Annotated in this window: 12 protein-coding genes and 1 pseudogene; 4 read left to right on the forward strand and 9 right to left on the reverse strand. The window is 70.6% G+C overall.

Translation table 11 applies throughout. The features are described 5' to 3' along the window. Window positions 1-37: 37 nt before the first annotated feature. On the reverse strand, window positions 38-610 hold the full coding sequence (locus N8J89_RS34925) for a hypothetical protein (RefSeq protein WP_283661210.1): 573 nt from the start codon (window positions 608-610) through the stop codon (window positions 38-40). A gap of 237 nt (window positions 611-847) precedes the next feature. On the opposite strand from N8J89_RS34925, the gene N8J89_RS34930 reads away from it, so the two are divergent. Further along, window positions 848-1,999, forward strand: a complete 1,152-nt coding sequence (locus N8J89_RS34930; protein WP_283661211.1) for a low temperature requirement protein A — start codon at window positions 848-850, stop codon at window positions 1,997-1,999. Here the strand turns inward: N8J89_RS34930 and N8J89_RS34935 are convergent. The 5 genes from N8J89_RS34935 to N8J89_RS34955 form a co-directional block, all read right to left on the reverse strand. Further along, a complete protein-coding gene (locus tag N8J89_RS34935) occupies window positions 1,996-2,256 on the reverse strand; it encodes a type II toxin-antitoxin system RelE family toxin (RefSeq protein WP_283661212.1) in 261 nt (86 codons plus the stop codon). The two genes, N8J89_RS34930 and N8J89_RS34935, sit on opposite strands and share 4 nt — an antisense overlap. Before the next feature lie 16 nt (window positions 2,257-2,272). Then, the gene (locus tag N8J89_RS34940) at window positions 2,273-2,608 is read right to left on the reverse strand and encodes a hypothetical protein (protein WP_283661213.1); all 336 of its coding nucleotides are present in this window, start codon (window positions 2,606-2,608) and stop codon (window positions 2,273-2,275) included. Between the two features lie 105 nt (window positions 2,609-2,713). Next, a complete protein-coding gene (locus N8J89_RS34945) occupies window positions 2,714-3,481 on the reverse strand; it encodes an ATP-grasp domain-containing protein (RefSeq protein WP_283661214.1) in 768 nt (255 codons plus the stop codon). Next, entirely contained in the window at window positions 3,478-4,434 is a 957-nt protein-coding gene (gene meaB, locus N8J89_RS34950; RefSeq protein WP_283661215.1) for a methylmalonyl Co-A mutase-associated GTPase MeaB, read from the reverse strand. The genes N8J89_RS34945 and meaB overlap by 4 nt, the downstream gene beginning before the upstream one ends. Window positions 4,435-4,465: 31 nt before the next feature. Next, window positions 4,466-5,665 (reverse strand): acetyl-CoA C-acetyltransferase, encoded by a 1,200-nt coding sequence (locus N8J89_RS34955; protein ID WP_283661216.1) that lies wholly within the window; start codon window positions 5,663-5,665, stop codon window positions 4,466-4,468. Window positions 5,666-5,807: 142 nt separating this feature from the next. On the opposite strand from N8J89_RS34955, the gene mce reads away from it, so the two are divergent. Beyond that, complete coding sequence (mce, locus tag N8J89_RS34960; protein WP_252484032.1) at window positions 5,808-6,257, forward strand: methylmalonyl-CoA epimerase; 450 nt, start codon at window positions 5,808-5,810, stop codon at window positions 6,255-6,257. 45 nt (window positions 6,258-6,302) lie between these two features. Here mce and N8J89_RS34965 read toward each other — a convergent pair whose 3' ends face one another. The 3 genes from N8J89_RS34965 to N8J89_RS34975 all read right to left on the reverse strand — a co-directional run bounded on the left by N8J89_RS34965 (window position 6,303) and on the right by N8J89_RS34975 (window position 9,865). After that, a complete protein-coding gene (locus tag N8J89_RS34965; RefSeq protein ID WP_283661217.1) occupies window positions 6,303-8,699 on the reverse strand; it encodes a penicillin acylase family protein in 2,397 nt (798 codons plus the stop codon). A gap of 140 nt (window positions 8,700-8,839) precedes the next feature. Then, the gene (locus tag N8J89_RS34970) at window positions 8,840-9,436 is read right to left on the reverse strand and encodes a TetR/AcrR family transcriptional regulator (RefSeq protein WP_283661218.1); all 597 of its coding nucleotides are present in this window, start codon (window positions 9,434-9,436) and stop codon (window positions 8,840-8,842) included. A gap of 54 nt (window positions 9,437-9,490) precedes the next feature. Further along, the gene (locus N8J89_RS34975; protein WP_283661219.1) at window positions 9,491-9,865 is read right to left on the reverse strand and encodes an SPW repeat domain-containing protein; all 375 of its coding nucleotides are present in this window, start codon (window positions 9,863-9,865) and stop codon (window positions 9,491-9,493) included. 232 nt (window positions 9,866-10,097) lie between these two features. On the opposite strand from N8J89_RS34975, the gene ccrA reads away from it, so the two are divergent. Further along, window positions 10,098-11,429, forward strand: coding sequence for a crotonyl-CoA carboxylase/reductase (gene ccrA, locus N8J89_RS34980; protein WP_283661220.1), 1,332 nt, complete (start codon window positions 10,098-10,100; stop codon window positions 11,427-11,429). A gap of 88 nt (window positions 11,430-11,517) precedes the next feature. Next, window positions 11,518-12,282, forward strand: a pseudogene (locus N8J89_RS42035) (M protein); the annotation flags it as partial. Window positions 12,283-12,316 lie beyond the last annotated feature (34 nt).

Genomic DNA, 12,316 nt, shown 5'->3' on the forward strand with positions numbered 1-12,316 from the left:
CAGGGTCTGACCTGCGTAATCGCCTGATCGCGCAGGGTCAGTGGACGCCGCGGTACAGGGTCGGGCAGTAGCGGCGCAGGGCCAGCTCGACCGGGGGCAGCACCTGGACCGAGTCGCCGAGCTGGATGCGGTAGCCGTTCTCGATGCCGTAGGCGCCCCAGAGGTGTTCCATCTCCGGGTGGCGCTGCCGGAAGGCGGAGTCGCCCGGGTACAGGTCGAGGGTCAGCTTGCGGCGCTCGCCGCGGGTCAGCTCGACCGCGCCCAGCTCGGCCCAGCGCAGGCTGAACGGCGAGCCGTGGTCCTCGTCCCAGCGCAGGCCGTGCGGGGAGACGCGCAGCCGCCGCTCGCGGGAGATCACCCGCCAGCACATGACCGCGATCAGGGACAGGCCGAGGAACCCGGCGCCGAGCGCGCCGGTGGTCACCCGGAGCACGCCGCCCTCGCCGATCACGCCGAAGATCGCCAGCAGCATGGTGAGCAGACCGGCCACCCCGGCGATCACCGCGCCGGCGAAGACCTTGCGCCGGGAGCCGGAGCTGAGGTCGAGCAGCACGCCGGTGGACGCGGTGGGCACGCGCGGGCCGAGCGGGTTGCCGGAGGGCACGTGCACGGGCGCGCGACCGCCAAAGTTCGTTGTGGGATAAGGAGATCGGGGCCGCGCCTTGGGAAGTCTGACCGTCACGTTGTCCGCCTGCGATACCCGCTGTTGCCCACTCACCCTTCTAGCATAGGCCCGTCCGAGGGGTGCTCGCGCGTGATGCCGGCGGCTTTCCACCCCGACTTTCGTCGGTCGTCCGGCGGGGTGTCCACAGAGGACAATCGTCGGAAACTGCCGCAGAATCACCACATGCGAACCTGGTACCGGCCGATGGCCGCTCGCGACGCGCACGAGCCACACCGCGCGGCCACACCGCTGGAGCTGTTGTTCGACCTGTGTTTTGTGGTCGCGGTGGCCGCCGCCGCGGCTGGCCTGCACCACGGCCTGAGCGAGAACCACATCGGCTCCGCCGTGCTCGCCTACGCCCTGGTGTTCTTCGCGATCTGGTGGGCCTGGATCAACTTCACCTGGTTCGCCTCCAGCTACGACAACGATGATGTGCCCTACCGGCTGACCACCCTGGTGCAGATCGCCGGCGGCCTGATCATGGCCGCCGGGGTGCCGCAGGCCTTCGAGCAGAACTTCACCGTGATCACCATCGGCTACCTGGTGATGCGGGTGGCGATGGTGGTCCAGTGGCTGCGCGCGGCCAGGTCCGACCCGCCGCGCCGGGCCTGCGCACACCGGTTCGCGCTGGGCATCGCGCTGGTGCAGCTGGGCTGGATCGGCAGGCTGTTCCTGCCCGAGTCCCTGTTCCTGCCGGGGTTCCTGCTGCTCGCGGCGCTGGAGCTGCTGGTCCCGGTCTGGGCCGAGCGGCGCGGCCCGACCACCTGGCACCCGCACCACGTGGCCGAACGCTACGGCCTGTTCACGCTGATCATGCTGGGCGAGTCGGTGCTGGCCGCGACCACCGCGATCCGCGCGGGCCTGGCCGCCCAGGAGCACATCCCGGTCCTGATCTCGGTGGCCATCGCCGGCCTGGTGATCCTGTTCTCGCTGTGGTGGCTCTACTTCGACCAGCCCGCCCCAGGTCTGGACCGCCTCGGCAAGGCCCTGAGCTGGGGCTACGGCCACTACCTGATCTTCGCCTCAGCCGCGGCGGTCGGCGCCGGCCTGTCCGTGGCGGTGGACTACGACCTGCACCGCGCGCACCTGCCCACGGTGGCCGCCGGCCTGGCCACCACGGTGCCGGTGGCGGTGTTCCTGCTCAGCGTCTGGCTGCTGCACATCGGACCGCGCAACCGGGGCGCGGCCGCGGTCGGGTGCCCGGTGACGGCGGTGCTGGTGCTGGCCTCGACGTTCTCCGGCGCGCCGATCCACCTGACCGCGGTGCTGGTGGCGGGGCTGGTCGCGGTGACGGTGGTCAGCCGCGCACGAACCGCGCGTCGGCTGGCTGACTAGGGAGAGCGGTACGCGTCCCTGCGGTGCCGGATGGCTTCGATGGTGACGCGTTTACGCTGTTCATCGATGGTGTAGAGGACGCGCCACTCACGCATGACCCGGGCAGAGTGCATGTCACTCATCGGTGGGTCAAGACGTTTGCCGACCCGGTACGGCTTGGCTGCCAGTGGGCCGGTGATGAAGTCGGTGACGCCGATGGCGACATCGAGCGGGAGGTGTTCGGACCAGGTTCGGCGGGCAGGGCGGCTCAGGGCCACCTCATAAGCTCTGCGGTCACTGAGCCCGGGATTCGCGTGCGATGCGGGCGTTGAGTTCGGCGCGCAGGGCCTCAGCTCCGATCAGCTCCGGCTCGGTGGCACGCGCCTCAGCCAGATCGCGCATGAGTTCGGAGTCGGAGAGGACTTCGATCGTTTCGCGGAGGCGGTCCAACTCGCCAGAGGGAACGACGTCAGCGACGTGTTCGCCGTGGGCGATGACAGCCACGGTCTCCCCGTGTTCGGCGCGGCGGATCGCATCCTCCCAGCGGGCGGCCTGTGCGGCTGCATGCTCAGCGACCTGCTGGTAAGTGTGCAGGTCGTCCGCGGAGACGCTGATCGGTTGCTCGCTCATCGGCCTCCTTCCTGGTGCTCAGTCATCCGTGCCATGCCTCCAGGGTAACCGGGTGAACATCGACCTGGCAGGCTCCATCCACAGCCGTCGGCGGGCTGGTGGTGGTCAGCCGCGCACGAACCGCGCGTCGCGACCACGCAGCTCAGCCCGTGGCCCAGCCGCCCGCAGGATGACCTCCAGCGCCCGGTCCGGATCGGACTGGTACGGCTCGGTGAACCAGGCCAGGTTCGCCTCCACCACGGCCGGGCGCCGCCGAGGATCCGCCGGCGGGCCGGTCAGGCCGATGTCCAGCACCACCGCGCTGGGCAGGGTGTCGGCGTGCCCGGCCAGCAACGCCTTGGCGAAGTCCAGCACGCGCGGCGTCTCCGGGTCACCGGCCAGCCGGGCGGGGTCGAGGTTGCCCCAGGTCAGGTAGCGGGAGCCGGTGTGGATCTCGCCGTCGAGCAGGTAGAGGCGGTACTCGGCGGCGAAGGCGGTGACCTCGCTGAGCAGCAGCGGGGTCTCCGGCGGCAACCCGGCGGCGGCCGCGGTCAGGTCGGCCTGGTCGCGGTAGACGCGGGGTGGCAGGTGCTTGGCGCTCGGCGGTTTGACGAAGGCGGGGGCGGTGAGGCGGGTCCCGCCCAGGGTGGTGGCGGTGATCCGGCGGGCGGTGAGCTCCTCGGGCAGGCTGGGCAGCCAGCTGTCCGGGGGTTCGAGCAGGGCCAGGTCCAGGGCGAGGGTGTCGGCGACGCCGGGGCCGCCGTAGTAGTGGCAGTGGCCGGGGACGGCCTGGTCCGGGGTGATCACCGGCAGGCCCCTGGCCTCGGCCGCGGCGACCAGGGGCTGGCTGGTGGCGCGCACGCGGGGTGGCATCACCAGCGCGCGCCTGCTCACCCGCGCAGTCCGGCCAGCAGCTCGTCCGCGGCGGTGTAGGGGTCGAGCTCGGCCTCGGCGACCCGCTTGCCCAGGTCGGTCAGCGCGGTGCCGCCGCGGACATCGCCCAGCCGGCCGCGCAGCTCGGCCAGTGCGATGGCCTCGATCTCGGCCTCGGCACGGCGCTGGCGGCGCTGGTCCAGCTCGCCGTGCTCGGTCATCCAGGCGCGGTGCGCGAGCACGGCCTCGGCCACCTCGTCCACGCCCTCGGCCCGGCTGGCCACCGTCTTGACGATCGGCTGGCGCCACATCGCGCCACGGATCTCCTTGCGGCCCAACGAGATCATGTACTTCAGGTCGCGGACGGTGGCCTCCGCGCCGTCGCGGTCGGCCTTGTTCACCACGAACACGTCGGCGACCTCCAGGATGCCCGCCTTGGCCGCCTGGATGCCGTCGCCCATGCCGGGGGCCAGCAGCACCACCGTGGTGTCGGCCAGTGCGACCACCTCGACCTCGGACTGGCCGACGCCGACGGTCTCGATCAGCACCACGTCGCAGCCCGCCGCGTCCAGCACCCGCAGCGCCTGCGGAGTCGCCCAGGACAGGCCGCCCAGGTGGCCCCGAGTGGCCATGGAGCGGATGAACACGCCGGGGTCGGTGGCGTGCTCCTGCATCCGGATCCGGTCGCCGAGCAGCGCGCCGCCGGAGAACGGCGAGGACGGGTCCACCGCGAGCACGCCGACCCGCTTGCCCGCCTTGCGGAAGGCGCTGACCAGCGCGGAGGTGGAGGTCGACTTGCCGACGCCGGGCGAGCCGGTGAGGCCGATGACCTGCGCCCGGCCGGTGTGCGGGGCCAGCGCCGCGGCCACCTCGCGCAGCTGCGGGCTGGCGTCCTCGACCAGGGAGATCAGCCGCGCGACCGCGCGCGGCTGACCTTCCCGTGCTCGTGCGACCAGGTCGGTGATGTCCACCATCAGACGGAGTCCTGCTTGCCAGGGGCGACCATTACACGGACGGTACCCGGATCACCAGTGCGTCGCCCTGACCGCCGCCGCCGCACAGCGCGGCCGCGCCGACGCCGCCACCACGCCGCTGGAGCTCCAGCGCCAGGTGCAGCACCACGCGGGCGCCGGACATGCCGATCGGGTGGCCGAGGGCGATCGCGCCGCCGTTGACGTTGACCTTGGCGTCCGCGGCGGCCTCGTCCAGGCCGAGCTGGCGGGCGGAGACCACGCCGACCGCGGCGAAGGCCTCGTTGATCTCGATCAGGTCCAGCGCCGAGGGGTCGATGCCCTCCTTGGCGCAGGCCGCCTTGATCGCGTTCGAGGGCTGTTCGTGCAGGCTGGCGTCGGGACCGGCGACCACGCCGTGCGCGCCGATCTCGGCCAGCCAGGTCAGGCCCAGCTCCTGCGCCTTGGCCTTGCTCATCACCACGACCGCGGCCGCGCCGTCGGAGATCTGCGAGGCCGAGCCCGCGGTGATGGTGCCGTCGGAGGCGAAGGCCGGGCGCAGCTTGCCCAGGGTGTCCACGGTGGTGTCGGCGCGCACGCCCTCGTCCGTGCTGAACAGCACCGGGTCGCCCTTGCGCTGCGGGATGGCCACCGGCGCGATCTCCTGCTCGAAGATCCCGTTGCTCGCGGCCGCGGCGGCGCGCTGGTGCGAGCGGGCGGCGAAGGCGTCCTGCTCGGCCCGGGTCAGGCCGTAGCGGGCGTTGTACTTCTCCGTGGAGGCGCCCATGGCGACCTGGTCGAAGGCGCAGAACAGGCCGTCGTGCGCCATGTGGTCGGTCAGCGTCACATCGCCGTACTTGAAGCCGGAGCGGGACTTGGGCAGCAGGTGCGGGGCCTGGGTCATCGACTCCTGGCCACCGGCCACCACGATGTCGAACTCACCGGCGCGGATCAGCTGGTCGGCCAGCGCGATCGCGTCCAGGCCGGAGAGGCAGACCTTGTTGATGGTCAGCGAGGGCACGCTCATCGGGATGCCCGCGGCCACCGCGGCCTGCCGCGCGGGCATCTGACCAGCGCCCGCGGTGAGCACCTGGCCCATGATCACGTACTGCACCGCCTCCGGCGCGACCCCGGCCCGCTCCAGCGCGGCCTTGATGGCCACGCCGCCGAGCTGGGCGCCGGAGAAGTCCTTGAGCGAGCCGAGCAGCCGTCCCATGGGGGTACGGGCTCCGGCGACGATGACCGAACCAGACACGGCTGCCTCCAGCGACACTGCGGGTGGGAATTGGTCTGTTGGGATTTCCTTGGACCATACCGGGGGTATGCGGGAACCGGCCTTGTGAGGACGCACACAGAAAGTGCCCGTTTCCCGGGCTCTCGGTTACTAGTGTGCCCCTATGCAGGAAGAACTCCAGAGCTTCGTCACCGCCATCGACCACGTCGGCATCGCGGTGCCCGACCTGGACGAGGCCATCGCCTTCCACCGGGAGACCTTCGGCCTGGAGGTCGCGCACGAGGAGACCAATGACGAGCAGGGGGTGCGCGAGGCCATGCTGCGCGCGCCCGGCGACGTCTCCGGCGCGACCCAGATCCAGCTGCTCGCGCCGTCCCGGCCGGACTCGACCATCGCCAAGTTCATCGGCCGCAGCGGCCCCGGCCTGCAGCAGCTGGCCTACCGGGTGAGCGACATCGACGCGGCCTGCGCGGCGATCAAGGCCAAGGGCCTGCGGGTGCTGTTCGAGGAGCCCAAGCGGGGCACCTCGAACAGCCGGGTCAACTTCATCCACCCCAAGGACGCCGGCGGCGTGCTGGTCGAGCTGGTCCAACCGGCCGAGCACGGCCACTGACCTGGGCGTGGCGTTCCCGGCAGGCACCGGGAACGCCACGATCACTCAGGAGAACTTCGGCACCAGGATCAGGTACCGCTCGGCGTTCCGCTCCACCGCGGCCTTGCTGTAGACCAGCGGGAAGTACTCGCCCTTCCGCCAGGTCTCGGCCAGGTCCTTGTAGTGCGGGTCAGCCGGGTTGCCGGACTGGCCCGGCGCGTTGATCGCCTTCGAGCCGTCCCAGTTGCCCACGTCGATGACGACTCGCAGCGAGGCGCCGCCGATGTGCCGGAAGTCGGCCGACTCGTACTCGGAGTTGTTCACCGTGTCCGAGGCCCCGCCGCGCGGGAACGGCCCGACGTTGAGCCGCTTGCGGGTGGCCTCGTCGACCAGCGGCGAGACCGGGTTCTCGAACTTGGTGTGCTGCAGCTTGCCCCACTGCCAGGTCGCCTGGTCCGCGCCGAGCAGCCGCTCGACCTCGGCCCGTGCGCTGACCAGGGTGTCGATCAGCAGCTTGTCCCGCTTGGCCTTGCCGTCCGCGCCGAAGTAGTTCTCCGGGTGCTCCAGCGCGTCGATCAGCACCTGGGTGTCCGGCCGCTGGATGAAGTCCACGCCCGGCAGCACCGCCTGGATGAACTTCGGGCCGAGGTGCTTGGTGAACCACGGCTCGTACAGCGCGGCCGCCGCCGACTCCGGACCGGCCACGTGGTTCCAGCCGGTCAGCAGCGCCAGCGAGGCCTTGACCTTCGGGTCCTCGCTGCTCAGCGACTTCAGCACCCCGGTGATCTTGCGTGCCGGGATGGACAGGAAGTCGTTCTGCAGCTTCAGCGAGTCCTCGAAGGACAGCTTGGCCTTGCTGTTGAGCACCTCCGCGATCCGCTGGGCGCGGTACGGGTCCGACCAGGCGTCGTAGCCCAGCCCCAGGTTCTGGTGCGAGGCAGGCAGGTTCATCTCGTTCGCGGTGGCCACCCAGCCGCTGGCCGGGTTGATCGTGCGCGGCAGGTCGTCGCCGGAGTAGAAGCCGTTCCACTCGTAGCGCCCGTCACCGGGCACCGGCAGCAGACCGTCGTGCTTGGGCCGCTTGGGCACCAGCGCGCCGGGCAGCCAGCCGATCTGACCAGCCGTGTTCGCGTAGACGTGGTTCGCGCCGGGCGCGCCCCACTTCTTCAGCGCCTCGCCGAACTGCTGCGCCGTCTTCGCGTTCTGGTAGCCAAGGGCGGCGAAGTACGGCGAGGTGCCCGGCTCCAGCCACACGCTGCGCAACCCGTAGGCCAGGTGGCGCTGCGCGTCCACGAACAGGATCGGCCCGTGCCTGCTGAAGGAGGTCGTGAGGTCGCGGGGCTGTTCGCCCTTGACCGCCAGCTTCTCCGTCACCGTGCGGAAGGCCTCGTACCCGTTGCCGTACTTGTACCGGCTGTGGTCGGCCGGGTCGAGCTCGTAGACGTAGAGGTCCTCCTGGTCGGCCGGGAACATGGTCAGCCCGAAGGCCGAGGTCCCGTTGTGGCCGAGGGAGAGCCCCGGGATCATCGGCTCACCAGCGCCGATGATGTCCAGCCCCGGCGCGGACAGGTGCGCCAGGTACCGCGAGGCGGGCAGGCTCATCAGCCGGTGCGGGTCGTCGGCGAGCACCGGTCGCCCGGTGGCCGACTTCGCCGCGGAGATGGCCCAGTTGTTGCTGCCCTGGGCCGGCGGCTTCTGAGTGGTGCTGATCTTGCCGGTGCCCGCGTCGAAGGTCACCGGCAGCACCGCGTTGCCGTAGGCGGTCAGCAGCGGTTCGACCACCTGGGCCAGCGCGCAGGTGTCCAGGCCCTGGGGGACCGTGACGGCGTGCTTGGGCTCCAGGTTCTGCCGGATCGCGTCCGCTTCCGGACCGGCCGCGCAGGTGGTCAGCGCCCGCAGTGCCTCGTAGTAGGCGTTGGTCACCAGCGCGTGGTGCCGGATGCGCACCACGTCCTCCGGCTGCCACCGCGCCGGGCGGTGGCCGAGCACCTTGAACTCCTCGGGCAGCGACTCCGGGTGGCGCTCCAGCCACTCGATGTAGCCGTTGACGCCCGCGACGAACTTGGTGGCCACCTCCTTCGCCTGCGGCGGGTAGGCGGCCCACTCCTTGGCCAGGTCGCCCCGGTAGAGCACCGCGCGGGCGCCCTTGTCCAGGTCGGCGTAGACCCCGCCGAGCGCCTCGGAGAGCGTGCCCAGCCCGCGGCGGCGCCACAGGTCGAGCTGGAAGAGGCGGTCCCTGGCGGCGTTGAAGCCCTGGCCCAGGTACACGTCGGCGGTGTTGGTGGCGTAGATGTGCGGCACGCCCCACTTGTCCAGCACCGTGCGCACCGGCGCGGTCAGCCCGGCGATCTGGAACGTGGTGGTGTTGCGGGTCGTCGCTGGTTCGGCGAGGGCGCTCGGTCCGATCACACCGGCCGCCAGCACGCCTGCCAGCAACAACGCCCCCTTTCTCTTACCTCGCAAGAAGAATCGTGTTGTGCGTGTCATGCAGAACTCAGCCCCAGTTCGTGTCCGTATTCACCTGATCGGATGACGGAAGGACACGACTCCATTGATAGCCGTACGCAAAGTGACGAGCCAGGCGGTTTTGGGGTTGTTAAGTCCTACTTGACAAGTGGATCAAAGGTGTTGATCGCCCGGGCGATCAGCTCGACCTCCGCGGCCAGCCGGTCTGCCTGGGCGGCGGGCCAGTCCGGGTGGTGCCGGGCCACCGAGTGCCGGTAGCCCACGGCCAGCGCGACCAGGGTGGCCGCCGCCTCGGCCACCGCCGCCGGGCAGTCCGGCCGGGCCGCGGTGATCACCGCCCTGGCGTGGCCCTCGGTGCGCCCGAACCGGGCGTGCAGGGCATCGCGCACCGCGGGGTGGGTGTCGGCCTCCCGCCACAGCAGGTGGCTCAGCAGGGTGGAGTCGTCGTGGTGGGCGTCCAGCTCGGCCACCAACGCGCGCAGGCTGGCGGCCACATCTCCCGGCGTGACAACGGTTTCCAGGTCAACCGGATGCTCGGGCAGGCGCTCGACCAGCGCGGCCAGCAGGTCCGGTTTGCGGCGGAAGTAGTAGTGCACCAGCGCCTTGGGCACGCCGGCCACCTCAGCGATCCTGGACGTGGGCGTGGCGTCGAAGCCGGACACGGCGAACAGGGTCTCCGCGGCGGCCAGGATCCGGTCTTTGGCGGACAGCGCTCTTCCCTTTCGTTGTGGCACAAGGCAAGGGCCGCCTCGCCACCAGGAGCGAGACGGCCCCGTGCCCGGTCGAGGTCAGTGGGAACCGGCGAACCCGTGCGCGGTGTTCGCCGCGGGCAACGCGGCCGCGCCCGCCAGGATCGCCAGCACGCCGACGATCCACGAGGTCCAGGCCGCGCCCATCATGTCGGCGCTGTAGCCCATCACCCACGGCGCCAGGAACAGCAGCGCGCCGAGGCCGATGTGCACGTACTCGCTGGCCACCGATCCGGGTTGGGCGAGCGACCACAGCGCCGAGATCCCCAGCAGCGCGCCCAGCAGGACCATCGTCCACATCGCGCGTTCCGAGGTCTCCACCCACATCGGGCTGAGCAGCACGACCACGCCCATCACCACGACGGCCCAGTCCTGCCAGCGGCTCCACGGCTTCTCCATCACGACCACCTCCATGTCACGGTCGGACCTGACGAGCAGTCCTCCGTAGACGGCCGAAAGGGCTTTCCCTGAGCCCCAGAGTCCTCCTTGATTGGCCGCCCGGTCAAGAATTTCGCGCGTTCCCCGGGTCACGATCGGACGAACCTGTCCGTGCAGTGGCTCACAACTGGGTCTCTGGATCGTTTACTGGTGAGTAACCTCCCCCGAACTGCGCCGATGGCACACAAAACACCCACGGAGGTCCCCCGTGCAGAAGATCCTCGACGCGATCCTGGCCGGCGAGTACGAGGCGCTCGCCGGACTCCCGGTGCCGGAGTCGTACCGGGGCGTGACCGTGCGGGCCGACGAGGCCGAGATGTTCGAGGGCGTGCCGCACAAGGAGAAGGACCCGCGCCGTTCGCTGCACCTGGACGAGGTCGCCACCCCGGAGCTGGGCCCCGGTGAGGCGCTGGTCGCGGTGATGGCCAGCGCGATCAACTACAACACCGTGTGGACCTCGATCTTCGAGCCGGTGTCCACCTTCGGCTTCCTCAAGCGCTACGGCCGCACCTCGCCGCTGGCCTCCCGGCACGACCTGCCCTACCACGTGGTCGGCTCCGACCTGGCCGGTGTCGTGCTGCGCACCGGGGCCGGGGTGAACAACTGGAAGCCCGGCGACGAGGTGGTCGCGCACTGTCTCAGCGTCGAGCTGGAGAGCCCGGACGGCCACGGCGACACCATGATGGACCCGGAGCAGCGGATCTGGGGCTTCGAGACCAACTTCGGCGGCCTGGCCGAGATCGCGCTGGTCAAGACCAACCAGCTGATGCCCAAGCCGAGGCACCTGAGCTGGGAGGAGGCGGCCAGCCCCGGGTTGGTCAACTCCACCGCCTACCGCCAGCTGGTCTCCCGCAACGGCGCCGACATGAAGCAGGGCGACACGGTGCTGATCTGGGGCGCCTCCGGCGGTCTCGGCTCCTACGCCACCCAGTTCGCGCTCAACGGCGGCGCCATCCCGGTGTGCGTGGTCTCCAGCCCGGAGAAGGCGGAGATCTGCCGCAAGATGGGCGCGGAGCTGATCATCGACCGCTCGGCCGAGGGCTACAAGTTCTGGAAGGACGAGCACGAGCAGGACCCCAGGGAGTGGAAGCGCTTCGGCGCCAAGATCCGCGAGCTGACCGGTGGCGACGACCCGGACATCGTGTTCGAGCACCCCGGCAAGGAGACCTTCGGCGCCAGCGTCTACGTGGCCCGCAAGGGCGGCACCATCGTCACCTGCGCGTCCACCAGCGGGTTCATGCACAGCTACGACAACCGCTACCTGTGGATGAACCTCAAGCGGATCGTCGGCTCCCACTTCGCCAACTACCGCGAGGCATGGGAGGCCAACCGGTTGATCGCCAAGGGCAAGATCCACCCGACACTGTCCAATGTGTACTCGCTGACAGAGACGGGTCAGGCGGCCTGGGACGTGCACCAGAACGCACACCAGGGAAAGGTTGGTGTGTTGTGTCTCGCACCGGAGCCGGGCCTGGGTGTGCACGACGCCGAATTCCGTGCGGCACATGAGGATGCGATCAACCGGTTCCGGGGCGTGTGACGGAAATTTCCCGTTTTCCCACGGATGGCCTACTGCGTAGCGGGTGGCACGGCGACCACCCGCCACGCGGTGCGGGTAGCGTGAGGCCATGGGTCTTGGCAACGGTGAGCTTGTGCCACTCGGTTCCGGCTTCGACACGGTGCGCCGCGGATATGACCGCGGACAGGTGGAGGAACACCTGGAGCGGCTGGACGCCGATCTCCGCATCCTGGCGGCTGATCGGGACGCCGCGGTCTCCCAGGCCGCGGACCTGGCGCGGCAGCTGGAGTCCAAGCGGATGGAGGTCGAGGACCTCAAGGGTTCGGTCGATCGGCTGTCCAAGCCGCCGACCACCCTGGAGGGCCTGAGCGAGCGCCTCCAGCGGATGCTCAAGCTGGCCCAGGACGAGGCGCACGAGACCCGCGCCCGCGCCGAGGAGGAGGCGGCCAAGACCCAGGCCGACGCCGAGAAGGCCGCCGCCGGGCTCCGCCGCAGGTACGAGCAGCTGATCGCCGAGCTGGACGCGCGCCGGGTGCAGATGGAGACCGAGCACCAGAAGGTGCTGGCCGACGCGCGCACCGAGGCCGAGCGGATGGTCGCCGAGGCCGAGGCCAAGATCGCCAAGCAGGACGCCGACTCGCTCGCGGTGCGCACCAAGGTGGAGGAGGACTTCGAGATCGCGATGTCCTCCCGCCGCACCGAGTCGATGCGCGGGCTGGCCGAGCAGGAGGCCAAGAGCAAGGCCGAGGCCGAGCGCCGGGTGCGGGAAGCCACCGAGGAGGCCACCAAGCGGCTCACCGAGGCGACCGCGGAGGCCAACCGCCGGTTGTTCGAGGCGACCGAGGAAGCCACCAAGCGCCGCAACGACGCGATCAACGAGTCGACCACCATGGTCCGCGAGGCCACCG

It is taken from the genome of Crossiella sp. CA-258035 (assembly GCF_030064675.1).
GTDB lineage: Bacteria > Actinomycetota > Actinomycetes > Mycobacteriales > Pseudonocardiaceae > Crossiella.

What these genes read in the sequence shown, in the direction of transcription:
- N8J89_RS34930 (WP_283661211.1), top strand. Translation starts at nt 848, where the DNA reads ATGCGAACCTGGTACCGGCCGATGGCCGCTCGCGACGCGCACGAGCCA.
- N8J89_RS34940 (WP_283661213.1), bottom strand. Translation starts at nt 2,608, where the DNA reads ATGAGCGAGCAACCGATCAGCGTCTCCGCGGACGACCTGCACACTTAC.
- meaB (WP_283661215.1), bottom strand. Translation starts at nt 4,434, where the DNA reads ATGGTGGACATCACCGACCTGGTCGCACGAGCACGGGAAGGTCAGCCG.
- mce (WP_252484032.1), top strand. Translation starts at nt 5,808, where the DNA reads ATGCAGGAAGAACTCCAGAGCTTCGTCACCGCCATCGACCACGTCGGC.
- N8J89_RS34975 (WP_283661219.1), bottom strand. Translation starts at nt 9,865, where the DNA reads ATGGAGGTGGTCGTGATGGAGAAGCCGTGGAGCCGCTGGCAGGACTGG.